At 73.8% G+C, this 24,392-nt stretch carries 19 protein-coding genes; 4 read left to right on the forward strand and 15 right to left on the reverse strand.

From position 1 onward, the window contains the following. Positions 1–16 precede the first annotated feature (16 nt). From OG556_RS23995 to OG556_RS24010, 4 genes are all read right to left on the reverse strand, one after another. Positions 17–2,035, reverse strand: a complete 2,019-nt coding sequence (locus OG556_RS23995) for a flotillin family protein (RefSeq protein ID WP_371519169.1) — start codon at positions 2,033–2,035, stop codon at positions 17–19. Positions 2,036–2,141: 106 nt separating this feature from the next. Next, positions 2,142–2,867, reverse strand: a complete 726-nt coding sequence (locus OG556_RS24000; protein WP_371519171.1) for a hypothetical protein — start codon at positions 2,865–2,867, stop codon at positions 2,142–2,144. 156 nt (positions 2,868–3,023) lie between these two features. Beyond that, the gene (locus OG556_RS24005) at positions 3,024–4,139 is read right to left on the reverse strand and encodes a PucR family transcriptional regulator (RefSeq protein ID WP_371519173.1); all 1,116 of its coding nucleotides are present in this window, start codon (positions 4,137–4,139) and stop codon (positions 3,024–3,026) included. 99 nt (positions 4,140–4,238) lie between these two features. After that, positions 4,239–5,078 (reverse strand): GntR family transcriptional regulator, encoded by an 840-nt coding sequence (locus tag OG556_RS24010; protein WP_371519175.1) that lies wholly within the window; start codon positions 5,076–5,078, stop codon positions 4,239–4,241. 232 nt (positions 5,079–5,310) lie between these two features. On the opposite strand from OG556_RS24010, the gene OG556_RS24015 reads away from it, so the two are divergent. Beyond that, complete coding sequence (locus OG556_RS24015) at positions 5,311–6,069, forward strand: tyrosine-protein phosphatase (protein ID WP_371519178.1); 759 nt, start codon at positions 5,311–5,313, stop codon at positions 6,067–6,069. A gap of 19 nt (positions 6,070–6,088) precedes the next feature. Here OG556_RS24015 and OG556_RS24020 read toward each other — a convergent pair whose 3' ends face one another. Next, the gene (locus OG556_RS24020; RefSeq protein WP_371519180.1) at positions 6,089–6,952 is read right to left on the reverse strand and encodes an ABC transporter permease; all 864 of its coding nucleotides are present in this window, start codon (positions 6,950–6,952) and stop codon (positions 6,089–6,091) included. After that, positions 6,949–7,863, reverse strand: a complete 915-nt coding sequence (locus tag OG556_RS24025) for an ABC transporter ATP-binding protein (RefSeq protein WP_371519182.1) — start codon at positions 7,861–7,863, stop codon at positions 6,949–6,951. Before OG556_RS24025 ends, OG556_RS24020 begins: the two co-directional genes overlap by 4 nt. Positions 7,864–7,997: 134 nt before the next feature. Between OG556_RS24025 and OG556_RS24030 the strand changes: the two genes are divergently transcribed. Beyond that, positions 7,998–9,173, forward strand: a complete 1,176-nt coding sequence (locus tag OG556_RS24030) for a sensor histidine kinase (protein ID WP_371519184.1) — start codon at positions 7,998–8,000, stop codon at positions 9,171–9,173. After that, positions 9,170–9,829, forward strand: a complete 660-nt coding sequence (locus tag OG556_RS24035; RefSeq protein WP_371519186.1) for a response regulator — start codon at positions 9,170–9,172, stop codon at positions 9,827–9,829. The genes OG556_RS24030 and OG556_RS24035 overlap by 4 nt, the downstream gene beginning before the upstream one ends. A gap of 44 nt (positions 9,830–9,873) precedes the next feature. Here the strand turns inward: OG556_RS24035 and OG556_RS24040 are convergent, their stop codons facing one another. The 8 genes from OG556_RS24040 to OG556_RS24075 all read right to left on the reverse strand — a co-directional run bounded on the left by OG556_RS24040 (position 9,874) and on the right by OG556_RS24075 (position 19,157). Further along, a complete protein-coding gene (locus OG556_RS24040; protein WP_371519188.1) occupies positions 9,874–10,452 on the reverse strand; it encodes a hypothetical protein in 579 nt (192 codons plus the stop codon). 130 nt (positions 10,453–10,582) lie between these two features. After that, the gene (locus OG556_RS24045; protein WP_371519190.1) at positions 10,583–11,602 is read right to left on the reverse strand and encodes an N-acetylglucosamine kinase; all 1,020 of its coding nucleotides are present in this window, start codon (positions 11,600–11,602) and stop codon (positions 10,583–10,585) included. 153 nt (positions 11,603–11,755) lie between these two features. After that, a complete protein-coding gene (locus tag OG556_RS24050) occupies positions 11,756–13,045 on the reverse strand; it encodes a 6-phospho-beta-glucosidase (RefSeq protein WP_371519192.1) in 1,290 nt (429 codons plus the stop codon). Next, positions 13,045–13,953 (reverse strand): carbohydrate ABC transporter permease, encoded by a 909-nt coding sequence (locus OG556_RS24055; RefSeq protein WP_371519194.1) that lies wholly within the window; start codon positions 13,951–13,953, stop codon positions 13,045–13,047. The genes OG556_RS24050 and OG556_RS24055 overlap by 1 nt, the downstream gene beginning before the upstream one ends. A 41-nt stretch (positions 13,954–13,994) precedes the next feature. Continuing rightward, a complete protein-coding gene (locus OG556_RS24060) occupies positions 13,995–14,993 on the reverse strand; it encodes a sugar ABC transporter permease (protein WP_363618759.1) in 999 nt (332 codons plus the stop codon). A gap of 23 nt (positions 14,994–15,016) precedes the next feature. Further along, positions 15,017–16,372: an ABC transporter substrate-binding protein gene (locus OG556_RS24065; protein ID WP_371519196.1), complete on the reverse strand. Its 1,356-nt coding sequence runs from the start codon at positions 16,370–16,372 to the stop codon at positions 15,017–15,019. 180 nt (positions 16,373–16,552) lie between these two features. After that, positions 16,553–17,743 carry an ROK family transcriptional regulator gene (locus tag OG556_RS24070; RefSeq protein ID WP_244293469.1) on the reverse strand — a complete coding sequence of 397 codons (1,191 nt, stop codon included), beginning with the start codon at positions 17,741–17,743 and terminating at the stop codon, positions 16,553–16,555. A gap of 232 nt (positions 17,744–17,975) precedes the next feature. Beyond that, the gene (locus OG556_RS24075; protein WP_371519198.1) at positions 17,976–19,157 is read right to left on the reverse strand and encodes a mechanosensitive ion channel family protein; all 1,182 of its coding nucleotides are present in this window, start codon (positions 19,155–19,157) and stop codon (positions 17,976–17,978) included. A 436-nt stretch (positions 19,158–19,593) separates the two neighbouring features. Here OG556_RS24075 and OG556_RS24080 point away from each other — a divergent pair, with 436 nt between their 5' ends. Then, positions 19,594–20,238 (forward strand): HNH endonuclease, encoded by a 645-nt coding sequence (locus OG556_RS24080; protein ID WP_363580364.1) that lies wholly within the window; start codon positions 19,594–19,596, stop codon positions 20,236–20,238. 111 nt (positions 20,239–20,349) lie between these two features. Here the strand turns inward: OG556_RS24080 and OG556_RS24085 are convergent, their stop codons facing one another. Beyond that, a complete protein-coding gene (locus OG556_RS24085; RefSeq protein WP_371519200.1) occupies positions 20,350–24,354 on the reverse strand; it encodes a beta-N-acetylglucosaminidase domain-containing protein in 4,005 nt (1,334 codons plus the stop codon). Between the last annotated feature and the right edge of the window lie 38 nt (positions 24,355–24,392).

Raw genomic sequence — 24,392 nt, forward strand, 5'->3', positions numbered from 1 at the left:
CGGGCGCGTCAGGTGGTCACTTGGAGCCGTTGACCGACGTCAGCGTCCCGATCGACGTCTCGGCGATCCCCAACTTCTGTGCCGAGGTGAGCAGTTGCCGCAGCTGCCCGGCCTGCTCGCCGCCCCCGGCGCCGATCATCCGCATCAGCAGCGCGGACACCGTCAGGTTCTGCACGTCCGCCGTGGACACCGAGGACAGCACTCGGGTCAGGTCCTCGGTGAAGCTGGCGCTGCCGTCGAGCCAGGGCCCGGCCAGGGCCTGGGCGGTCTGCGAGTGCCCGACGAAGGCGTCGACGCTCTTGGCGGCCGTCACCGACTGCACCAGGCGGTCGAAGAACACCCCGTCCCCGCCGACGATGTCGATCTTCGCCTTCTCCAGCCCGGCCGCGACCAGCGCGGACTGCGCCTCGGCGATCTGCCGCTGGGTGTCCAGCCCGGCCAGCCGGACGTCCTTCTCGGCGGCCAGCCGCAGCCGGTACTCCTCGTGCCCGCGCGAGGCCTCGTCCAGCTTCGCCATCGCCGCGGCCTTCTCGGTGAGGCCCTCGGCCTCGGCCTTCAGCTTGGCGCCGATCTCCAGCGCGGCGGCCTTCGCCTTCTCGGCCTGGACGGTGGCCTCGGCGCGGCCGACCTTCTCCACCGCCGCGGCCTCCTGCTCGCGCACCTGCACCTGGGCCAGTCCCTCGGCGGCGGTCTCCGCCCGGATGCCCTCGGCCATCCGGATCTTGGCGGTGGCGTCCAGTTCGGCGGCCTTCTGCCGGGCCTCGGCCAGCACCAGCGACTCGCGGGCCTTGTGCGAGGCGGCCTGCTCGGCGGCCTCGGCGGCCTTGATGTCCTTGACGAGCTTCTCCTGTGCCTGCGCCTCGGCCTGGATGATCACCGCGCGGCGGGTGCGCTCGGCGTCCTCGGTGGCGCGCAGCGTCTTGACGGCCTCCTCCTGCTCGGCGACGGTCCGCTCCACCGCCACCCGCTCGCGGACCACGTCGGCGACCTCCCGCCGGCGGGACTCGACCTCCTTCTGCTTGGCCATGGTGGCGAGTTCGGTCTCCCGGTCGCGGCCGATGACCTCCAGCAGGCGGTCCTTCTCGATCCGCTCGTTCTCCACCGCGATCACCCGCTCGCGGTTCTTCTGCGCCACCGCGACCTCGCGGGCCTGGTTCTCGCGCTGCACGCCGAGCAGTTCCTCGGTCCGGAGGAAGGCGGTCTGGGCGTTCAGCCGCTCCTCCTCCTGGACCCGGGCGATCACCGCGTCCTCGGTGGCCCGCAGGGTCTCGATCTCGCGGCGCTGGCGGATCTCGGCGTCGGCCTGGCGGCGCTGGAGTTCGAGGACGGCCTCCCGGGCGTCCACGTTCTGCCGGGTGATCTCCTTCTCCTCGGTGCGCTGGTACTCGTTGGTGCGCACGTGCTCGATCGCCGTCAGCTCGGTGATCTTGCGGATGCCCTGGGCGTCGAGGATGTTGTCGGAGTCCAGCTGGTTCATCGGGGTCTGTTCGAGGTGGTCGATGGCCGCGTCCTCGAGGGTGTAGCCGTTGAGGTCGGTGCCGATGACCGCGATGATCTGGTCCCGGAACTCGTGCCGGTGCGTGTAGAGGTCGGTGAAGTCGAGCTGCTTGCCGACGGTCTTCAGCGCCTCGGCGAACTTGGCCGCGAAGAACTCCTGGATCGCGGACGGGTCGCTGGCGCGGGCGGTGCCGATGGCCTGCGCGACCTTGATGACGTCCTCGACGGTCTTGTTGACCCGCACGAAGAAGGAGATCCGGATGTCCGCCCGGATGTTGTCCCGGCAGATCAGCCCGTCCCGGCCGGCGCGGTGGATCTCCACCGTCTTCACCGAGATGTCCATCAACTCGGCTTTGTGCAGCACCGGGAGGACGATCGCGCCGGTGAAGGTGACGTCCACCTTCTTGGTGCGGGAGACGATCAGCGCCTTGCCCTGCTCGACCTTCTGGAACAGGCGGCCCACGAACAGCAGCATGGCGAGCACGATGAGCAGTACGACGGCGACGAGAATGCCGAAACCCACGGCGATGGTGTCCATCACGGAGTCCTTTGACGAGATGACGAGATGGTGCGAAGTCGAGCGGATGAAAGCGGAACGAGTGAGACAAAGGGGGTAAAGGGGGAGGAAGGGACGCCCGGGGGAGTCAGCCGCCCGGTAGCGCCGGGTCGAACGGCGCCACCAGGAAGTGCTCGCCGTCGGCGTCGTAGTCGAAGATCAGGGCGGTGCGGCCGGCCGCCAGCCCGGGCTCCTCGGTGAGCGTGCGGACCTGGACGGTGGCGGTGGAGCCGTCCTCGGCGGTGACCTCCGCCTGTCCGAATTCGGCCGTCACCCGGCCGGTGCGGATCACGCAGACCCGGCCGACGAAGTCCCCCCGGGTCGCCGGACGGTCCTCGGGGAACAGCCGGGACAGCGGCCGGACCAGCAGTCGGGTGCCCGCCCAGGAGGCGACCAGCGCGACGGCGAACACGCCGCCGCGCGCCGGTGCCCCCGAGGTGAGGACGGTGCCGGCCAGGCTGACGAACCAGGCGAGCGCGACCAGCAGCGACACCGCCACCGTCACGGGCACCCCGCCCAGCCCCAGCGCGTCCAGCACGCCTCCGTGGTGGTGGGCGCCCCCGCCGTCGGCGCCGTGCCCGTCCTGGGCCCCTTGCCCCCCGTGGGCCGCGTGCCCCCCGGCACCGTGCCCCAGGTCGCCCGTGTGACCGGCATGGCCGACGTGACCGGCATGTCCGACGCCGTGCCCCCCGTGCAGGGCGTCGAAGCCCAGGCCGCCGACCAGCATCAGCAGCCAGTACCCGACGACCACCACCAGCGCGAAGCTGAAGAGCGCCGTCGGAAAAGCCAGCGCGGCCGCGACGAATCCCCCCATCCCGGCCACGCTCCCCCGCTGTTCCCACGGCGCCGCACTTCGGCGCCATGGAGATCGTGACAGCGGAGGGGGCGTTCGCACATTGCCAGGATCCGGCAATCTTTACGGCCCTTTGACACCCTGGAACGCACCGCCCGGGTGGCGTTCGGCCGCCGCCTACAGCGGCTGCTCCGGCCAGTTCAGCAGCCGGGCCCCCATCGCCGCCGTCTCCAGGGTGAACCGCTGCAGGGCGTCCGACGGGTCGTAGCCGGTCAGCGCCTTGATCCGCTCCAGCCGGTAGCCGAGCGTGCGCACGCTCAGCCCCAGCCGCCGGGCCGCCTCCGCGTTCACGTACGCGGCCTCCGCCTGCACCGCGATGGTGTCCAGCAGGGGGCGGGCGCCGCCGCGCGCCTCGGTCAGCGGGCCCAGCACGCTGCGCACCAGGTCGGCCATCGCCGCCCGGTCGCGCATCAGCACCGGGAAGACCAGCAGTTCCTCGGCCTTCAGCTGCTGCGCCGGCAGGTCCAGCCGGTCCGCGTAGTCCAGCGCGCCCAGCGCCTCCTCGTAGCTGCGCAGCACCCCGCTGGCCCCCGAGTGCCGGCGCCCGGTGGCCACCCGCAGCACCGGGCGGTAGCCGGGGCCGGGGCGCAGCGCCAGGTCGGCGAAGGCCTCCAGGACGGCGCGTTCGGTGTCCGGGGCGATGCACACCAGCCGGCCGTCCTTGCCGGCGAGCAGGACGTCCCGCTCGCCGAACCGCCCGACCAGCTCCCGTTCCACCCGGTTCACCAGCGGGTGGACGTCCGCGAACGGCGTGTCGCCGACCGCCACCGCCACCGCGTACGCGCCCGCCAGCCGCAGCCCGAACCGCTCCGCGCGCTCCGCCAGCAGGCCCAGGTCGCTGCGGCCGTACAGCAGGTCGTCGATGAACTCGCGCCGCGCGGACTCCTGTTGGCGCACGGCCATGCGCTGCGCGCGTTCGTGTCCCTCGCCGAGCGCGGCCAGTGCGGCCTCGGTCGCCGCGAGCACGGCGTCGCCGATCCGGCGCAGTTCCCCGACGCCGCCCGCCGCGGTGATGCCGGGCAGCGTCTGCCAGGCCCGCCGGGTGGCCGACAGGCAGTGCGCGACGACGTCGCGCAGCCCGTACCCGGCCTCGGCGCAGCGCTCGCCCAGTGCGCGCAGGCACTCCAGTTCGTCCCGGCGCAGCAGCCTCCCGGTGCGGGAGGCGTCGGCGAGCAGCCCGAGGTAGGCCTCGGCGAGTTCGGTGGGTATGTCGTGCTCGGTCCACTCGGACACCGCGGTACTCCGCCCCCCGTGACGCGTGATGATCCGGCGCGGAACATTAGCAGGATCGATACGGCGCCGGACGGTGCGGGGTGGGCGGCTGACCTGGCGCTATCGCGGTCCGGGCGCAGGTCCGGGCGCAGGTCCGGGCGGCGGTCCGGGCGGCACGTCGGCCGCAGGTCCGGACGGCGCCTCCGGCCGGGGCTCGCGGAAGTTCAGGACGAAGCGCGCGCTGCTGCCGTCGATCCGCCGCCGGACGTACAGCGCCGGGGCACCGTCCGGGGTGCAGCTGACCCCCTCGCGGACCAGCAGCGGGGTGCCCGGCGGGACGCCCAGCAGCTCGGCGTCGGCCAGATCCGCGCCGATCGCGCCGAACGCCCGCCAGTCGTACTCCAGCTCCACCCCGGCCGCGCGGGCCAGGTCCAGCACCAGGTTCCCGGGCCGGCCGGGCCGCACCAGGGCGTCCGGCAGCGGGCCGAACGGCACCCAGTAGCTGCACACGGCCCGGGCCTGCCCGCCGAGCCGGATCACCGTGTCCACCCGGGACAGCTCGGCCGGCGCCCGGCCCAGCTGCCGGGCCGCCTCCTCGTCCTCCACCGATCCGGCCACCGGCGGGGTGCCCAGCACGAACTCGCCGTCGCCGGTGTCGGGGAGCGCGGCGTGCACGCTGCCCAGGTCGAAGCGCTGGCTGCGCGGATCCACCGCGATCGAGACGCGGACGGCCGGCGGGCGGACGAACGTGCCCACGCCCCGCCGGATCTCCACCACGGCGGCCCGCTCCAGCTCCGCCACCGCCTGCCGGACGGTCAGCCGGTTCACCCCGAACTCGGCGCTCAGCTCGGGCTCGCTCGGCAGCCGGGCGCCCGCCGGGTACGCGCCGGCGTCGATCCGTTCCTGGAGCTGCCGGGCCAGCCGTCGGTAGAGCGGGGTGCTGGGAGGGTTCGTCGCCACACGCCCGATCCTACGAACCCCGGGCCCGCGGCCCGGCCACCGCGGGGCCCGCTGCCCGCCCACCCCGCCCCCTCCCTCCGCTCGACGGGACCGGTCGGCGGGGGTGGGATGGAGGGGTGCGGGCGACCGTGGTTTGCCTCGCACCCCGGGGAGGGACTAGACATCTAGATGTCTCGATGCACGTCTGGACGTCCGGCCCCTCCCCCCACGGCCCCACCGAAAGGCCCCGCGCATGTCCCTGGTCAACTTCCGCGACTCCGCCGTCCTCGGCGACCCCGAGGGCCTGCGGATCCGCCCCGGCGTGCTGTACCGCTCCGCCCAGCCGTTCCCGGCCGCCGACGAGGCGACCGTCGCCCAGCTGCGCGCCTGCGACATCCGCACCATCGTCGACCTGCGCGACACCCGCGAGACCGACCCCGCCGACTGGGCCGCGGCCGAAGCCGCCGGGATAGCCGTCGTCGCGGCCCCGGTGAACCCCACCGGCGACGGCCTCGCCGCCCGGATGCGCACCATGGCCACCGCCGCCGACCTCGGCGACTACTACGTGCTGCTGGCCGAGTCCGCGCCCGAGGCCGTCACCGCCGCCGTCGAGGCCGCCGCCCGCCCGGGCGCCGTCCTCCTGCACTGCGCCGCCGGCAAGGACCGCACCGGCCTGCTGACCGCCCTGCTGCTGGACCTCCTCGGCGTGCCCGCCGAGCGGATCGTCGCCGACTACGCCCGCACCGCCGACGCCCTGCCGCAGATCTTCGCCGGCCTCTCCGAGCGCCACCGCACCGCGCTCAACGCCCGCGGCGCCCGGGTCACCGACTCCGAGGGCCGCGAACTCGCCATCCCCGCCCCGCTCCTCGACGCCCCGGCCGAGGCCATGGCCGTCTTCCTCGACCGCGTCCGCACCCGCCACGGCGGCGCCGAGGCCTTCCTCCCCGCCTGCGGCGTCCCCGCCGCCACCCTCGGGGCCTTCCGCGCCAAGGCGGCCGCCGCGGCCGCCTGACGCCCCGGCTCCGTCGGGCTCAGACGTCCCGGCGCCGCATCAGGACCACCGTCGCCGCCAGCGCGACGGCCGCCCAGGCGCCCAGGGTGATCCAGGAGTCGAGCACGCTCGGCGCGTACCTGCCCATCGTCGTCGAGGAGCTGGGGTTGATCGTCAGCCTCCCCTCGGCGGCGAGCGGCAGGTGGTTGCCGATCTCCTTCAGCCAGCGGTAGCGGTCGCCGCCGAACAGCATCGGCACGATGAACAGCAGCATGACCAGCGAGACGATCGAAGCGGTGGCGTGCCGCAGCAGGGCGCCGAGGGCCATCCCGATCAGCGCGCAGACGGGCACGATCGCCGCGTAGCCGAGGACGGCCCGCAGGCAGCCCGCGTCGGTGACGGAGAGCCCGACGTGCCGGGAGGCCAGCATGGCGTTGGTGCCGAAGAAGGACACCGCGGACACCACCGCCCCGGCGAGCGAGGTGAGGCCGGCGACCAGCACCACCTTGGCCACGGCCACGCCCCGCCGGTCGGGCACCGCGGCGAAGGTGGTGCGGATCATGCCGGTGGTGTACTCGCCGAACACGGTGATCGCGCCGAGGCTGCCGGCCGCCACGGCCATCAGGGCGCCGGAGATGCTGCTGAGGCCGTGGAAGAGCGGGTCGTACCGGTACGGCGGGAAGCCGGGCACCGGCGGGCGGGGGTGGTCGATGTAGGTCAGGTCGGTGTGGACGGCGTTCAGGTTGACCACGATCGCGGCCAACGAGGCCAGCGCCAGCACCCAGTACGTGGACCGCAGCGAGCGCAGTTTGATCCACTCGGCGGCGAGCAGGTCGCCGAACCGGGGCCGCGGCCCGGCCGGGCCGGTGCGGGGGCGGGCGGGGGCGAGGGCGGCGGTACTCATCGGGCATCTCCTGCCAGGTATTCGACGCTGTCGGCGGTCAGCGACATGAACGCCGACTCCAGGGACGAGGTACGGGTGGCCAGCTCGTGCAGCACCACGCCGTGCCGCAGGGCGAGTTCGCCGATCCGGGCGGCGGGCAGCCCGGTCACCACCGCGCCGTCCGGCTCCTCCGCCTGCCGTACGGCCGCCCCTTCGGCCCGCAACACCTCGGCGAGCGACGGCAGTTCGGGCGTCCGGACGGCCACGCTGGTGACGGCGTTGCGGGCGGAGAACTCCGCCAGGCTCTCGTCGGCGATCAGCCGGCCCCGCCCGATCACCACCAGCCGGTCGGCGGTGTGCTCCATCTCGGCCATCATGTGGCTGGAGACGAAGACCGTCCGCCCCTCCTCGGCGAGGCGGCGGAACAGGCCGCGCACCCACAGCACGCCCTCCGGGTCGAGGCCGTTGAGCGGCTCGTCGAACAGCAGCACCGGCGGGTCGCCGAGCAGCGCGCCGGCGATCCCGAGCCGCTGCTTCATGCCCAGCGAGTAGCCGCCGATCCGGCGCCCGGCGGCCTTGCCGAGGCCGACCTCGGCGAGCACCTCGTCCACCCGCCGGAGCGGGATGCGGTTGCCGCGGGCGAGCGCCGACAGGTGGGCCCGGGCGCTGCGCCCGCCGTGCACGTCCTGGGCGTCCAGCAGGGCGCCGACGTGGCGCAGTCCGCGCGGCCGGTCCGCGAACGGCACGCCGTCCACCGTGACGGTCCCCTCGGTCGGGGTGTGCAGCCCCAGGATCATCCGCAGCGTGGTGGACTTGCCGGCCCCGTTGGGGCCGAGGAAGCCGGTGACGGTGCCCGGCCGGACGGTGAAGGTCAACTGGTCGACGGCCGTGGTGGCGCCGTACCGCTTGGTCAGTCGCTCGATCTCGATCACGGGGACAACGGTGCCGTCCGGGGCCCCGGCCGGGCATCGGGCCGCGGGCCACAACCGCCGGCCGCCGCACCGGCCCGGGGGATTACGCCCCCGGGCCGATGTGCCGCCGTACGGGCCGCCGCTACCATCGGGCGATGATCACCAACCCGCGTCCGCCCCTGCTCAGGCGCCTGCCGCCGGGCGTCTGGGTGGCGGCGTTCTGGGGGGCCGTCATCACGTTCCGCGGCTTCCAGCGGAGCAACGAGCTGGCCCACCTGTTCCGCTACAACGGCAACTTCGAGGACATGCCGTTGCTGGTCACCGCGGTGGTCACGATCCTGATGGCGTCGCTGCTGGTCCGGCTGCCGCTGCTGGCGGTGGCGATCCCGCTGGCGGCGTGCGTCTTCACGATCGGCATGCGGATCCAGGAGACGGCCGTGGTGCAACTGCTGCTCGCCGAGGTGGCGATCGGCTACTGCACGGCCACCCGCTCCCGGGCCGTGTCGCTGTGCGCCGCCGCGATGCCGGTCGCCATGGTGGCCGTCCTCGCGGTCTGGCGGGTGGCGAACGACTACCACACCGACTTCGTCGCCCAGGCCGCGTTCGCCTCGACCGCCGCGATCGCCTGGCTGGTCGGCAACACCGTCCGGCAGAACCGCGTGCACGCCGAGGCCCTGCGCAGCCGCGTCACCGAGCAGGCGATCACCGCCGAACGGCTGCGGATCGCCCGCGAGTTGCACGACATGGTCGCCCACAGCATCGGCATCATCGCGATCCAGGCCGGGATGGGCAGCCGGGTCATGGACACCCAGCCCGCCGAGACCCGCAACGCGCTGAACGCCATCGAGGCGACCAGCCGGGAGACCCTGGCCGGGCTGCGCCGGATGCTCGGCGCGCTGCGCCAGGGCGAACCGGAGTCCGCGCCGATGGAGGTCGCCCCGGGGCTGGGCGAGTTGGACCGGCTGGTCGAGCAGACGGCCGGCGCGGGCGTGCGGGTCGCGCTCACCCGCCTCGGCGAGCCCCGCCCGCTGCCGCCCGAGGTGGACCTCGCCGCCTACCGCATCGTGCAGGAGGCGGTCACCAACGTGGTCAGGCACTCCGGCACCCGGGACTGCCGGGTCACCGTCGACTACGGCCCCGAGGAGGTCTCCGTCACCGTCGTCGACCTCGGCGCCGGAGCCGCCGGGCCGTCCGCCGGCTCCGGTTACGGCATCGCCGGCATGCGCGAGCGGGTCGGCCTGCTGCACGGCGAGTTCAGCGCCGGCCCGCGCCCCGCGGGCGGCTTCCAGGTCGCCGCCCGACTGCCGCTCCCCGTGGAGGTCTCCCCGTGATCCGTGTCGTCCTGGTCGACGACCAGCCGCTCATCCGCACCGGTCTGCGCGTGCTCATCGCCGACACCCCGGACCTGGAGGTCGTCGGCGAGGCCGGCAACGGCGCCGAGGCGGTGGAACTGGTCGCCCGGCTGCGCCCCGACGTCGCCGTGATGGACATCCGGATGCCCGGCATGGACGGCATCGAGGCCACCCGCCGGATCACCGCCGACCCCGGCCTGCCGACCCACGTCCTCGTCCTCACCACCTTCGACGACGACGACTACGTGTACGGCGCGCTGCGGGCCGGGGCGGCCGGCTTCCTGGTCAAGGACCTCGCCCTGGAGACCATCCTCGACGGCGTCCGGGTGGTCGCCGCCGGGGACGCCCTGATCGCGCCGAGCATCACCCGCCGGCTGATCGGCGAGTTCGCCGCCCGCCCGCAGCGCGCCGCCCGGTCCGGCCGGGCGACGGTCGACGGGATCACCGACCGCGAGCGCGAGGTGCTGACGCTGGTCGGCCGCGGGCTGTCCAACGGCGAGATCGCCGAGGAGCTGACCATCAGCGTGGCCACCGCCAAGGCGCACGTGGCCCGGCTGTTCACCAAGCTGGACGCCCGGGACCGGGTCCACCTGGTCATCCAGGCCTACGAGTTCGGCCTCGTCGCCCCCTCCTGAGCCGGTCCCGAACCGGTTCCGTGCTCAGCCGGTCCACGGCGGGATCACGGTTCGACCAGCTCCCCGATCCGCATGATCCGCCCGTGCGAGTCCAGCACCACGTCGTACACGTTGCCGTAGCATCCGTACGGCGCGTCGGGTTCGTGCTCGGCCAGGCAGTCCTCCAGGTGCCCGAGCACGTCCTCCAACCGGACGGTTCTGGTCGGGTCGCCGTGCGGGCGGTCGACGAGCGTGGCCTCGACCCCGGCGGTCGCGAAGCCGTAGCGGGCCGGCGTCCCCGTCCCCTCGTAGCGGGCCTCGTCGCAGGAGTAGCGGGCGGGCTGGGCGGTGACGTCGCCGTCCTCGGTGGCGAGGACCACGAGGACGGTGTGCCCGGGGCGTTCGGTCGGGGTCGGGGTGGCGCAGTCGGCGGCGGGGGCGGCGGGAGAGGTGTCCATGCTGGGCTCCGGGTCGGCGAGGTCGTCGCCCAGCAGGTCGTCCTCGTCGTCGTACGCCCCGTCGGCGACGGCGGCGGCGGAGGCGGCGGCGACGGTGGGCGCGGAGTCGGCGGGAGTGCAGGCGGCGAGGGCGGCTGCGGCGGTGCAGCAGAGCAGCGCGGCGATGAGGGTTCGGGGCACGGCCATGGCACTAGTCTCCCCGGACAGCGGCGGAACTCGTCACACAGCTACACGACTGGTGCACGGGCTGTGGTTCCCGCCGCCGCCGGATGTGCGGATCCGGCGGCGGCGGGAGTCTGGGGGAACGGTGCAACCGTCAGGCGGCGACGGGCCGTTGTGCCTCGTACGCCTCGCGGAGCCGGGCCTGGGCCTCGGGGCCCGCCCCGAGGTGGTCGAGTCCGAGCAGCGCCGCGCCCAGGACGGGCGGCGCGACGACGACCCGCGGTTCGGCGAGCGGCGCGGCCTCGGCCAGACGGGCGGTCAGGTTGTCGAGCAGCAGCGGCTGCCGGGAGGCGAGCACGCCGCCGCCGAGCACCAGCGGGGTCCGTGCGTCGAGCAGTTCCAGCCGCCGCAGGGCGACGACGGCGAGCCGGACGATCTCGTCGGCCTGGCGGTCGATCAGCCCCAGGGCGACCTCGTCGCCCTGCTCCGCGACGGCGAACAGCACCCGGACGATCTCGTGCAGCCGGCTGGTCGGCAGGTGCCCGAGGTGGACGGCCTCGGCGACGGCGCCGGCGCTGGGCAGGCCGAAGTGCTCGGCGATGGCGCGGGAGAGCCCGGTGGGGCCGCCGCGGCCGTCCTCGTGGCGGACGGCGTGCCACATGCTGGTGACGGCCAGGCCCCCGCCGCCGCCCCAGTCGCCGGTGAGCTCGCCGAGGGCGGGGAAGCGGGCGGTGCGGCCGTCGGGCAGCAGGCCCACGCAGTTGATGCCGGCGCCGCAGACGACGGCGACGCCGCGCGGGCCGTCGGTGCCGGCCCGCAGCAGGCCGAAGGTGTCGTTGACGACGGTGTTGCTGGCGCCCCAGGGGTGGGATTCCAGCGCGGCGCGCAGGGCCTCCTCCTCGACGGGCAGGTCGGCGTTGGCCAGGCAGGCGCTGACGTGGCTGGTGAGGACGCCGCTCCAGGCGGGGTGGCCGGCCGCGGCGGCGGCCTGCTCGACGAGCGGGGCGAGGCCGGCGACGGCGGCGGCGCCGCCGATCTTCTGGGGTGCGAAGCCGCCGCCGCGGGCGGTGCCGCGGACGGTGCCGTCGGCGCCGATCAGGGCGACGTCGGTCTTGGAGTTGCCGGCGTCGATGGCGAGGACGCCGGGCAGGATCGGTTCGGGCTGGTGGGTCATCAGGTCCCCGCGGCTCGTACGTGGCCCGGCCGTGGCGTTGTCCCCGGCCGGGGGTGATCGGTCTCCTCGCAGTGCCCGGCCCGCGACACCCTCATATCGCGGGCCGGGCAGCTTTCCGGACGGGGCCCGGGTGCGAAGCCGGGCCCCGGGCCGTCAGGCCCAGGCGAGGTGCTCGCGGTTGTGGGCGAGCAGCCGATCGGTGAGCTGGTCGGCGAGTTCGAGCTGGCCGACCAGCGGGTGGGCGAGCAGGGCGTCGAAGACCCGGTCGCGGCCGCCGTGCAGGGCGGCGTCGAGGGCGAGGTGCTCGTACGCGGTGACGGCGGCGATGAGGCCGGCGTACAGCGGCTCGACGGGCCGCTGGGGGAGCGGCCGGACGCCGTTCGCGTCGACCTCGGCCGGGACCTCGATGACGGCGTCGTCGGGCAGGAACGGCAGCACGCCGTTGTTCGGCGCGTTGACGACCTGCACGGACGTCCCGCCGCCGGTGCCGAGCAGCGCGGCGATCAGCTGGACCGCCGCCTCGGAGTAGAACGCGCCGCCGCGCTGGCCGAGGAGTTCCGGCTTGGTGTCGAGGGCCGGGTCGGCGTACATCTCCAGCAGCTGCCGCTCGATCTCGGCGACCTGGGCGGCCCGCGAGCCCTGCACCTTGAGTTCCTCGACGACGGCGTCGTGCTGGTAGAAGTAGCGCAGGTAGTAGGACGGTACGACGCCGAGCCGCTCGATGACGGGCTGCGGCAGGTGCAGGTCCTCGGCGATCGCCTTGCCGTGCGCGGCGAGCAGCTCCGGCAGCACCTCCCGGCCCGTCGCCGATCCCGGGGCGTCGAGCAGGGTGACGCCGCGCTCCCAGGTGAGGTGGTTGAGGCCGACGTGGTCGAGCCGGACCAGCTCCGGGTCGACGCCGAGGTGGGTCGCGAACTTGCGCTGGAAGCCGATGGCGACGTTGCACAGGCCGACGGCCTTGTGGCCGGCGTTGCGCAGCGCGCGGGTGACGATGCCGACGGGGTTGGTGAAGTCGACGATCCAGGCGTCCGGGTTGGCGCGCCGGACCTTCTCGGCGATGTCGAGGACGACCGGGACGGTGCGCAGCGCCTTGGCGAGGCCGCCGGCGCCGGTGGTCTCCTGGCCGACGCAGCCGCACTCCAGCGGCCAGGTCTCGTCCCGGTTGCGGGCGGCCTGCCCGCCGACGCGTAGTTGCAGCAGCACGGCGTCGGCGTCGGCGACACCGGCCTCGACGTCGCCGGTGGTGGTGACGACGGCACCGTGCCCCTGCTTGGCGAAGATCCGCCGGGCGAGCCCGCCGATCAGCTCCAGCCGGTCGGCGGCCGGGTCGATGAGCACCAGCTCGCCGATCGGCAGGGTGTCGCGGAGCCGGGCGAAGCCGTCGATCAGCTCCGGGGTGTACGTCGAACCGCCGCCGACGATTGCCAACTTGAGAGCGGACATCAGCCCTTGACCCCTGTCAGTGTCACGCCTTCGATGAAGGCCTTCTGTGCGAAGAAGAAGAGGATGATCACCGGTGCCATCACGAGGAGGGTGGCGGCCATGGTGAGGTTCCAGTTGGTGTGGTGGGCGCCCTTGAACGACTCCAGGCCGTACGAGAGCGTCCAGGCCTCGTGGTTGTTGCTGGCGTAGATCTGCGGGCCGAAGTAGTCGTTCCAGCAGTAGAAGAACTGGAACAGGGCGACGGCGGCGATGGCCGGCTTGGCCATCGGCAGCACGACCTTCAGCAGGGTGCGCAGGTCGCCGCAGCCGTCGATCCGGGCGGCCTCGATGTACTCCTTGGGGATGGTCAGCAGGAACTGGCGCAGCAGGAAGATCGAGAACGCGTCGCCGAAGGCCATCGGGATGATGAGCGGCCAGAGTGAGCCGCCGAGGCCGAGCTGCTTGGCCCAGAACAGGTACATCGGGATGACGGTGACCTGCGGCGGGAGCATCATCATGGCGATGACGGCCATCAGCGCCAGGTTGCGGCCCCGGAAGCGGAACTTGGCGAGCGCGTAGGCGACCGGCAGGCTGGAGACGATGGTCAGCACGGTGCCGAGGCCCGCGTAGAGCAGGGTGTTGCGCCACCAGGTGAGGAAGCCGGGGGTGTCCCAGACCTTGCCGTAGTTGCCCCACTGCCAGGAGGTGGGCCAGTAGTCGGTGGTGAGTGCCTGCTGGTCGGTCATCACCGAGGTGAGGAAGGCGAAGACGAACGGGAGCAGGAAGAACAGGGCGGCGGCGATGGCCAGCGAGTGCACGGCCACCCAGTTGAGCACCGCGCGGCGGCGGGCCGCCCGGGCGGCCGGGCCGGAGGCGCGGGAGGTGCCGGCCGGGGCGGGCGCCTTGGTGAGTGTGGAGCTGAGAGTCATGATCGGGTCCTCATCGGTCCGCTGGGTCCGCAGCACACGGACTAGTCGTCGCTCGCCATGAAGCCGGACTTGCGGCGGAGCAGGAGCGAGGTGACGGCCATCGAGATGGCGAACAGCACCAGGGCGACGACGCACGCCGCGCCGTAGTTGAAGCGCTGGAAGCCGAGGTTGTAGACCATCTGCGGCAGGGTCCAGGTGGAGCCCTGCGGGAAGCCGGGCTCGAACTGCTGGCCGGAGTTGCCCGCGATGCCGCCGGCGACCTTCCCGGCGACGATCGCCTGGGTGTAGTACTGCATGGTCTGGATGACGCCGGTGACCACGGCGAACATGATGATCGGCGAGATGTTCGGCAGCGTGACGTACCGGAACCGCTGGAAGGGGCCGGCGCCGTCCAGTTCGGCGGCCTCGTACTGCTCCTTGGGGACGTCGAGCAGCGAGGCCATGAAGATGACCATCAGGTCGCCGATGCCCCACATGGCGAGCATGGTGAGCGCGGGCTTGGACCAGTCGGCGCTGGCGAACCAGCCGGGCTGCGGGAGGCCGAGCTCGCCGAGGAAGTGGTTGACCGGGCCGGTGCCGGGGTTGAGCAGGAACGCGAAGGCGACGGTGGCGGCCACCGGCGGTGCCAGGTACGGCAGGTAGAACGCGGTGCGGAAGAAGCCGACGCCGGTCTTGACCTTGGTGATGAGCAGGCCGATGCCGAGGCCGAAGGCGACCCGCAGGCTCACCATGATGAAGACCAGCCACACGGTGTTGCGCAGGCCCTGCCAGAACGCCGGGAGGTCGTTGAAGACGTAGTCCCAGTTCTTCAGGCCGCTGAAGGCGGGCGCGCCGAAGCCGTTGTACTTGGTGAAGGAGAAGTAGACGGTGGAGATCAGCGGGTACAGGAAGAAGACGCCGAAGCCGATCAGCCAGGGGGAGAGGAAGGCGAGGTTGCGGGCCGCCTCCCGGCGGCGCTTCCGGCGCAGCAGGTGCTGCGTGGAGGGCGCCGCCGGGTCGGTCGATCCGGTGCCCTTGCGGGTGCCGAACGCGAGTGACATGGGAGCTCCGTGGACCGTTTCCGCTACTTCGCCTGGGCGATGGCGGCGTCGATCTCCTTGGCGGTGGCCGCGAGGCCGGCCGCGAGATCGGGCTGCTTGCCGGACTCGTAGTCGTAGCCGAGGTTCTGCAGGGAGGCGATGTAGCCGCTGCCGTTGACGGCCGCCGGGGTGGTGCCCGAGTGCTGGTTCTTGGCGACGTCGATGAAGGTCTTGAAGTTCGGGTCGTTCGTCAGCTTCGGCGAGTTGAGCGCGTCGAAGGTGCTGGGCACGTTGTGGATCGCGTTGGCGAAGCTGACCACCGCGTCGGTGTCGGTGGTCAGGTACTTGACCAGCTCCCAGGCCGCGGCCTGCTTCTTGCTGCTGCTGGCGATGCCGACGATGGTGCCGGTCTGGTAGCCGCGGCCGTAGGTGTCGGCCTGGTCGTCCGGGACGGGGAACGCGGCGGTGGCCCAGTCGAAGTTCGGCTTGTTCTCGGCGAGGGCGGCGGTGCGCCACTCGCCGTCGATGGCCATCGCGACCTGGCCGGTGAGGAAGGGGTTCTTGGCGCTGAACTCCTCGCCGAAGGTGGCGCGGTACTTCTCCAGCTTGGTGTAGCCGCCGAGCTGGTCGACCATGTCCTTCTGCCACTTGAGCATCGCGGCGACCTTCGGGTCGGTGGCGATGTTCGACTTGCCGTCGGCACCGAAGTAGGTCGGGCCGTACTGGCCGAGGAAGTGCTCGGTGGTCGACTCGTAGCCGTGGTACAGCGGCATGAAGCCGAGCTGCTTGTAGCCGTCACCGTCCGCGAGGGTCAGCCTCTTGGCGTCCTCGGCGAACTCGCTGAAGGTCTTCGGCGGGTTGGCGATGCCCGCGTCGGCGAAGGCCTTCTTGTTGTAGTAGAGGCCGTAGGCGTCGCCGAGCAGCGGCAGCGAGCACTGGTTGCCCTGGAACTGCGTGTAGTTGAGCATCGCGGCCGGGAAGGTCTTGACCGGGTCGATGCCGCTCTTCTGCAGCAGCGGCTTGAGGTCGGTGAACGCCTTGGTCGAACAGAACATGCCGACGTTGTTGGTGGTGAAGGAGGAGACCACGTCCGGTGCGTCGTCGCCGCCGGCCCGCAGGGCCTGGTTGACCTTGTCGTCCGCGATGTTGTCCACGGCCTTGACGTGGATGTTGGGGTGGGCCTTCTCGAAGGCGGCGATGTTGTCGTTGATCGCCTTCACCTCGTTGTCCTGGCTCCAGCCGTGCCAGAAGGTGATGGTGACGTCCTTGCCGCTGGCCGAGTCGTCGCCGCCGCTGCTCTCGCTGCCGCCGGTGCAGGCGGTGGCGAGCAGGGCCAGGACGGCGGTGCCGGTGACGGCGGCGATCGTGCGACGGCCTCTGCGGGAGGTGGTGGAGTGCACTTCGAGGTCCTCCTGGGGGTGCGCGGGCAGGCGTCATTGCCTCGGGGCCCGCGTTCGGGGGTTGGGAGAGGTGGGTGCAGGGTGCGTGCGGGGTGACGGGCGACCGGGGAGCGTCGGTGGGTGGGCTTCGGTGAGCGCCGGTGGGCGGCTGTCAGTGGGTGGCTGTCAGTGGGGTTGCTGTCAGTGGGTGGAGAAGACCGCCTCGCGGGCGTCCGCCAGCGCGCGTTGCAGGGCGCCGAGCAGGACGGGCGAGCCGGGCAGGGCACTGCTGCGGACCTCGGGCCGGGCGATGGAGAGCCTGGCCAGTTCGTCCTCGACGAGGGCGCGCAGGCGTTCGCCGCCCGCGGTGGGCACCGCGCCGGAGAGGACCACGAGCTGGGGGTCGACGACGGCGACGATCGCGGCCAGTCCGACGGCGAGCCGGCCGGCCAGTTCGACGAGGAAGGCGTCGCCGGCGCCCGGGGTCTCCAGGGCCTTGGCGATCGAGTCCTCGGCGGTGGGCGCGCCGAGCCCGTGCTCGCGGGCCAGGGTCCGGACGGCGGGTGTGCCGACCAGCTCCTGGAACCCGCCGAACTTGCGGCGGCGCACGTCCCGCGCGACCGGTGAGCCGGGCACCGGCATGTAGCCGACCTCCCCGGCGCCGCCGGTGAAGCCGCGGTGCAGCCGGCCGGCGATGACGATCGCGGCGCCGGTGCCCGCACCGGCCCAGAGCAGGACGAAGTCCTCGGAGCCCCGCGCCGCGCCGGAGGCCTGTTCGGCGACGGCGGCGAGGTTCACGTCGTTCTCGATCGACACGGGCGCGCCGATCGCCTCGGACAGCTCCTCGACCAGCCGCGGTGAGTGCCAGCCGGGCAGGTGGGAGGCGTAGCGCAGCTTGCCGGTGACCGGGTCGGGGGCGCCGCCGACGCCGATCGCGGCGGTGCGCAGGCTGCCCGCGGCCAGTCCGGCGGCGCGGACGGTCTCGGCGACGGCGGCGGCGACCTTGGCGACGGTCTCGGCGGCCGGCACGCCCTTGGTCGGCACGGCGTGCTCGGCCAGCGTGGAGCCGGTGATGTCGGCGACGGCGACCCTGATCTCGCTGTTGGTGACGTCCAGCCCGGCGACGTGGCCGGCGGCCGGATTCACCTCGTACAGCTGCGCGTTGGGGCCGGGGCCGCCGGCGGTGGTGCCGACCGGCAGGACCAGTCCGGCCGCCTCCAGGCGGGCCAGCAGCTGGGAGGCGGTGGGCTTGGAGAGGCCGGTCAGGGTGCCGATCTGGGTGCGGGAGAGCGGGCCGTTCTCCAGCAGCAGTTCGAGGGCGGCGCGGTCGTTGATGGCGCGCAGCAGGCTGGGGGTGCCGGCGAGGGGGGCCTTGGCGGTGGTCTTGGTCACGCGCGAAATCCTCCTCTTCCGGCTGGTGGGGGGAGCGACGAGGGTGAACCCGGCGGTTCGGGGAGCCGAACTGTTAGGAAAGTTTCCAGTCGCTTGGGAAGGACCGTACGGGCCCCGTCAGCGGGGTGTCAATGGTCCGTGGCCCGGAGGATGCCGAAGCGTTACCGGACAGCACGAAGCCCCGTTCCCAAGGGTCTTGGGAACGGGGCTTCGTGCTGTCGGGCCTGGGGCCCTACGGCTTGGCGAGGTCGTCGGTCGGCCTCGGCGCCGGTATCGGCTCGGTCGCCCGGTACCGGGGAGAGGTCGGGTCGGACAGCGCGGACGGCGGTGCCGGCTCGGTCGCGGGGGAGATCACCACCCCGGTGGCCGGGGCCGCCGTCGCCGCGGCGGCCACCGGTGCGACCTCCTCCTTGACCTTGATCCCGGCCTGGTCGAAGGCCGTCTTCAGGCGCTGGCGCAGCGCCCGGGACACCGTCGGCGCCTTGCCCGGCGCGGTCCGCGCCTCGATCCGCACCATCACCGAGTCCGCCGCGACGGACTCCACGCCCAGGACGGATACCGGCGCCCAGACCAGCTCGTCGTACGGCGACTCCTTGGACAGCGCCTCGGCCGTCTCCTGGATCAGGTCCTCGACCCGCAGCAGGTCCTCCTTGTACCCGACCTGCACGTCCACCGAGGCGGTCGACCAGCCCTGGCTCATGTTGGCGATCCGCTTCACCTCGCCGTTGCGGATGTACCAGATCTCGCCGTTGGCCCCGCGCAGCTTGGTCACCCGCAGGCCGACCTCCAGCACCGTGCCGGCGGCCACCCCGGTGTCGATCTCGTCGCCGACGCCGTACTGGTCCTCCATGATCATGAAGACCCCGGAGAGGAAGTCCGTCACCAGGTTGCGGGCGCCGAAACCGATCGCCACACCGGCCACACCGGCGCTGGCCAGCAGCGGCGCCAGGTTCACGCCCAGCGCGGACAGCACCATCAGCGCGGCCGTGCCCAGGATGGAGAACGACGCCACGCTGCGCAGCACCGAGCCGATCGCCTCCGACCGCTGCTGGCGCCGCTCCGGGTTCACCACCCCGGTGTTGGCCAGCAGCCCGCCGAGCCGGCTCTCCTCGTGGTGGTCGTGCGAGCGCGCCATCCGCGTGATCAGCTGGGTGATCAGCTTGCGCACCACGGCGCGCAGCACCAGGGCCAGCAGCACGATGAAGACGATCCGCACCCCGCCGGCCAGCCAGCCCTGCCAGTGCGTGTCGAACCAGCTGGCGGCCTGCTTGGTGGTGTCGCTGACCTCCTGCGCGCTGGTCGGGATTCTCAGGTCCAGCTGCGGCAGTTGCGGCGCGGTCGGGCTGGGCGCCGGTGTCGGAGTGGAGAGCGTCGAGGACGCGTCGGCGATACCGGTGGCGCCGGAGCGGAACACGTGCGGGCCTTCCTGCAAGGGGGCGTGGCGGGCCCGCGCCGCGGCACGCGGCCCGCGGACCGTCCGCCTCAGCCTAACCGGCGCCGAACACCCGACCGGACACGCCGAAGGGCGTACGGAGCAACACGAACGCCCCGTCAGCGCACCGGTGCGCTCCCCCGGACGACGGGGTCGACCGCTGCTCCGACCGGCCGAGCGCTCCCCCGGGAGGGCCACGGGCGGCACCCCGGGGGCACCCGGGTGCAACCCGACCTTCCCCAGGGCATACCGGCTATGACAGAGGCCACACCCGAAGTTCACACCAGGTCCGTTACACAGGAGTGGTGGCGCCGTACAAAGGCGTAAGGCGACACTGGGGGAGATCGCGCACCAGTTGTGCGATCCAACCGCTCGTCCCGGCGCGAGCCACGCGCCGCAGGCGTCCAAGGAGGCATCCGTGCCGCATGTCCTGGTCCTCAACGCGTCCTACGAGCCACTCGGCGTCGTATCGATGCGCCGCGCACTCATCCTGGTCCTCAACCACAAGGCGGTCAGCCTGGAGGACTCGGAAGTCACTCTGCACAGCGCCACCAGCGCCCTCCCGGCGCCGTCCGTCGTCCGCCTGACCCGCTTCGTCCGGGTCCCGTTCTGCGGGCCCGTCCCGCTCACCCGCCGGGCGCTGTTCGCCCGTGACCACGGCCGCTGCGTCTACTGCGGGGCCGCCGCCACCAGCGTCGACCACGTCATCCCGCGCAGCCGGGGCGGCCAGCACCGGTGGGACAACGTGGTGGCGGCCTGCCGCCGCTGCAACCACACCAAGGCCGACCGCCACCTCACCGAACTCGGCTGGCGGATGAAGCGGCCACCGGCCCCGCCCAGCGGCCTCGCCTGGCGGATCATCGGCACCGGCATCAAGGACCCGCGCTGGCGTCCCTACCTGGAGCCGTACGGCGGCTCCGACCAGCTGCGCGCCCCGCAGTGGGGCGAGTACGAGCACCACGACCATACCGAGCAGGGCCTCCCCGTCCCGCTCGGCCGGGCGCACTCGGCCCACTCCGCCCCCGTCCGCCGCGGTGAGCAGCCCGAACCGCTCTCCGCCTGACCCCGCTCCACAAGGGCCAGCCCGTCATACCGTCGGTACGCCTCATGGGCCGCCGCGCCCCCCACCGGGGAGCACGGCGGCCCGCCGCGTTGTCCGGCGGGGGCGCGGCGGCTACTGCTTCGGCGGCGTCGTCCCGCCCGTCGTACCACCCGCCGGGGGTGTGGCCGGGGGTGTGGCCGGGGGCGTGGCCGGGGCGCTCGGAGCGGTCGGGGCCGTGGGCGGGGCCGTGGGCGCGGTGGTCGCGCCGCCGCCCGGCTGGGCCGGGGGGACGGTGGGCGGCTGCGGCGGTGCGGGCGGGGTGACGGCGTACAGCTCGACGCCCCACAGCGAGTAGCCGTACTTGTTGGCCCGGGCCACGCCCTGCACCCGGAGGAACCGCGCGCCCGGCGCGTCGAAGCGCACGGTCTCGTCGCCGCCCTTGCCGTTGTCCACCGTCGCCGCGTCGGTCCAGGTGGTGCCGTCCGCCGAGACCTGGAGCTTGTAGGCGGCGGCGTACGCGGCCTGCCAGTGCAGCACCGCCGCGCCCAGGTGGGTCGCCTGCGGCAGTTCCAGCTGCACCCAGGCGTCGTCCTTGGCGGGGGAGGACCAGCGGGTCTTCGGGTCACCGTCGGTGACCGCCGAGGCGGGGAAGTTCGGCGTCTCGTCGCCCGAGGAGGTGGCCTTCGCGCCGAGCGCCAGGTCCGGACCGCTGGTCGGCGGCACCACGTGCACCTGGAGCACCTGCTTCACGGTGGTGGCGCCGGCCACGAACTCCACCGGCACCTGGTACGTCCCGAACGGCGTCCCGGGAGCGGCGCTGACCAGCAGCGGCACGCCGATGCGGCCGCCGCGCGGCACGGTCACCCCGGCCGCCGGGGTCACGGTCAGGCCCTTGGCCGCGGCCGGCACCTCGGTGCGCAGCTCGCCGCTGGTCCCCTCGGGGCGGCCGGCCTCGACGGTGGCCCGGGCCTGGGCGGGCGCGGCGGCGCCGGTCACCACGTCCAGGGTCGGGTCGGACAGGCTGAGCCGGGCCGCCGGGACGTCCGCGTACCAGGGGATCACCTGGTTGACCACCGGCGGGTCGCCGCCCGGCTTCCAGGTCAGCCGGAACGCGTCGGCGGCCTGCCCGCCGGCCGGCAGCTCGTTGTAGCCGGGCTGCACGGTGCCGATGTCCGCCCAGCCGCCGTCCGAGCGGCGCACCGAGACGGTGGCGGTGGCGTGCACGCCCGGGTCGGTGAGCACGGTGAGCCGGTCGAGCGGGCGGGCGGCGCCCAGTTCGACGGTGAGCGGCTCGTCCTGCGCGGTGGGCGGCTTGGCGGCCCGGTACGCGGTGTCCGGATTGCCGTCCAGCACCGCGGACGCCGAGGAGCCGGGCAGCGCGGCGGGGCCGCCGGTGACGCTGGCGGGGGCGTCGTCGGGCGCGGTGACGGTGAACTCGCGCACCGCGACGGCGGTCTTCTGGGCGGCGGTGGCCCGCAGCCGCACGGCCCGCACCACCGAGCCGGCCGGCAGCTTGGCGCTGACCGACTTCTGGTTCTTGACCACGGCGAGCTGCTTCCAGCCGCCCTCGCCGGTGCTGTACTCCAGCACGCCGTCGTGGAGGTAGTCGTCGACCGCGCTCCGGCCGTCCGGCCCGTTGCCCCAGGAGCCCATCAGCACGGTGACGGCGCCGACCGGGCGCCCGCCGCCGAGGTCGACGCCGACCGCGTCGCCGGGCTGCGGGGGAGCGGAGCTCCAGTAGAAGGTGTCGGCCACGCCGTCGGTCATCAGCGCGGGCAGGTGGTCGTGCGCGGTGCCCATGGTGGTGGTCGGGGTGATCCCGCCGCCGGCCACCCCGGCCCAGTTGTCGGCGGCCCCGACGGCCCGCTCCAGGAACGGGTCGAGCACGCCCGCGCCGATCGTGGCCGGGCTCTGCGCGAGCTGCTCGCGCAGCCGGTTGAGCTCCACCCGGGCCTTCCAGGCGGCCGCGCCGTCGCCGCCGTGCTGGGCCAGCAGCATGTCCAGCGCGGACTGCCCGGCCAGCCCGTAGTCGTGCAGCGGGGCGAGCCAGGGCGCGGCCTCGGCGGCGAGCTGGGCGGTGGCCTGGGTGCCGGCGAGGGTCTGCTGGGCGGTGGCCATCGCGGCGAAGGCCTCCCGCAGGGGCGCGGCGGCCTCTATCAGCTTGGCGAGGTCCGACGCGGTGCCCGAGGTGGGTTCGGCGGCGGCCCAGAACCGGTCGAGCAGCGGCGTCAGGTAGCCGGACTCCTGCTTGGACAGCGGCGAGGAGGAGCTGTTGCCGGCCAGCGCGGTGACCGCGGACAGGGCGGTGCCGGCGGGCGTGCTGCCGGCACCGGTCGGGCCGGCGAGCGAGCGCACCGCGGCCTGCCAGGAGTCCTCCGGCCGGTAGCCGGTCGGGTTCCAGGCGAAGTCGCCGGCCGTGGCGAGGGCGATCCGGGAGGCTGTCGGCTGCTGCATGGCGCCGGTGAGCATCACCGCCGAGCGGGTGGCCACCTCCGGTTCGCGCCCGGTGTAGGCGCCGAGGAAGAGCCGGTCCGGGCTGGCGTCGTTGACCGGGTAGTTGTCCATGGTGACCAGCGGGTGGCCGTACAGGTCGCCGGTCTCGGCGGCCTGGGCGCCGGTGATCTTCTCCGGGATCACCCCGCCCCCGCTCCAGGCCACCTGCACGCCGTCCGGCAGCGCCGCGGCGAGCGCCTTGCGGTACGGCGTGACGCCCTGCTTGTGGTACTCGGTGGGCACCACGGACAGCGGCGCCAGGCCCGGGTTGCGCGCGATCAGCCGGTCCCGCACCTTGGTCACCAGCGCGGCCTGCGCCTTGGCGGCCGCGGCCGGGCCGGTGCCGTAGGTGTCGCGGTCGTCGCCGCAGTGCCACTCGTCGTAGCTGACGTCCAGGAACTGGAGCTGGAAGGCGGTGAAGCCGAGCTTGCGCAGCCCGTCCAGCTTGGCCACCAGCGCGTTCACGTCCTTGCCGGAGCTGAAGCAGAGGGACTGCCCCGGGTCGATCGCGTAGCCGAGCGTGACGTGGTTGCGCCGGGCCGCGGCGCCCAGTTCGCGCAGCTCGTCGGCCTGGGCGGCGGGGTAGGCGTCGCGCCAGCGGGAGAGCCGGAACGGGTCGTCACCGGGGGCGTAGAGGTAGAAGTTCTGCTTGGAACGGCCGAGGAAGTCCACCTGGTCGAGCCGCTGCTGCGCCGTCCACGGGCTGCCGTAGAACGCCTCCGCGGTGCCGCGCACCGGCGCGCCGCTCGGCCAGTCCCGCAGCGTGATCCCGGGCAGGCCCAGCCCGGCGGCGCCCGGCGCCTGCCCCTGCCCGGCCGGGACGGCGGCGAGCAGCTGGCGCAGGCTCTGCGCGGCGTAGAAGGTGCCCGCCGCGTCCGCGCCCGCCAGCACCACCGCGCCGTACGTCCCGCCGCCCCGGGCCGGCAGCTGACCGACCGACAGCACGTACCCGCCGGCCGGCATGCCCGCCGTCGAGGGGGCGGCGCCGTCCTTGCCGCCGGCCGCGGCGGACAGCGCGCGCAGCGCCCGGTCCGTCCCGCCGCCGGCGGCCTCGGCCGGTCCGCCGACGTACACCACCAGCGACCCGGCGGCCGGCGCGTCGGCGTCCGCGTCCGGCTCCGGGGTCACGGTCGTCGCCCCGGCGATCTCCAGCACCGCCCGGACGGCGTCCAACGCCCCCAGGTCCGCGTCCGGCGCCGGCACCAGCGTCACCGCGGCCGGCACCGCGACCGGCTTGCCGGCCACCGTCTGCTCCTGCGGGCGCGGGAACACCTGCGGGTTCGTCACGCTCCCCAGCGGCGTCTGCGGCGCACTGCTCACCACCTCCGGCCCCGCCGACGCCGCGTACGCCGCCGACGGCACCGGCCCGGCCAGCAGCCCGCCGACCACCGCCGCCGCCGCGACCCCCGCCGCGATCTGCAGCGTCCGCCGCCCCGCCCGCCCCGGCGCCAGCAGCGGTTCCGTCCCCTTGAGCCCGGCGATCAGCCGGTCCGCCGTCCTGGGCGCCAGTTGACGGCACGTCCGCGCCGTGGCCCGCCGCGCCGCCAGCGCCGCCGGGTGGTGCAGCACCTCCCACAGCGCCGCACTCCGCTCCAACCGCTGCCGCAGCCGCCGCCCGGCCACAACGGACACTCGGGCTTCCACAGGAGCCTCCTCGCCAGGCCTGGACCACATCGCCGCAA

The organism is Kitasatospora sp. NBC_01300 (assembly GCF_041435235.1).
In the GTDB taxonomy this organism is placed as follows: Bacteria; Actinomycetota; Actinomycetes; order Streptomycetales; family Streptomycetaceae; genus Kitasatospora.

What these genes read in the sequence shown, in the direction of transcription:
- OG556_RS23995 (WP_371519169.1), bottom strand. Translation starts at nt 2,035, where the DNA reads ATGGACACCATCGCCGTGGGTTTCGGCATTCTCGTCGCCGTCGTACTG.
- OG556_RS24000 (WP_371519171.1), bottom strand. Translation starts at nt 2,867, where the DNA reads ATGGGGGGATTCGTCGCGGCCGCGCTGGCTTTTCCGACGGCGCTCTTC.
- OG556_RS24015 (WP_371519178.1), top strand. Translation starts at nt 5,311, where the DNA reads ATGTCCCTGGTCAACTTCCGCGACTCCGCCGTCCTCGGCGACCCCGAG.
- OG556_RS24020 (WP_371519180.1), bottom strand. Translation starts at nt 6,952, where the DNA reads ATGAGTACCGCCGCCCTCGCCCCCGCCCGCCCCCGCACCGGCCCGGCC.
- OG556_RS24030 (WP_371519184.1), top strand. Translation starts at nt 7,998, where the DNA reads ATGATCACCAACCCGCGTCCGCCCCTGCTCAGGCGCCTGCCGCCGGGC.
- OG556_RS24040 (WP_371519188.1), bottom strand. Translation starts at nt 10,452, where the DNA reads ATGGCCGTGCCCCGAACCCTCATCGCCGCGCTGCTCTGCTGCACCGCC.
- OG556_RS24045 (WP_371519190.1), bottom strand. Translation starts at nt 11,602, where the DNA reads ATGACCCACCAGCCCGAACCGATCCTGCCCGGCGTCCTCGCCATCGAC.
- OG556_RS24050 (WP_371519192.1), bottom strand. Translation starts at nt 13,045, where the DNA reads ATGTCCGCTCTCAAGTTGGCAATCGTCGGCGGCGGTTCGACGTACACC.
- OG556_RS24055 (WP_371519194.1), bottom strand. Translation starts at nt 13,953, where the DNA reads ATGACTCTCAGCTCCACACTCACCAAGGCGCCCGCCCCGGCCGGCACC.
- OG556_RS24060 (WP_363618759.1), bottom strand. Translation starts at nt 14,993, where the DNA reads ATGTCACTCGCGTTCGGCACCCGCAAGGGCACCGGATCGACCGACCCG.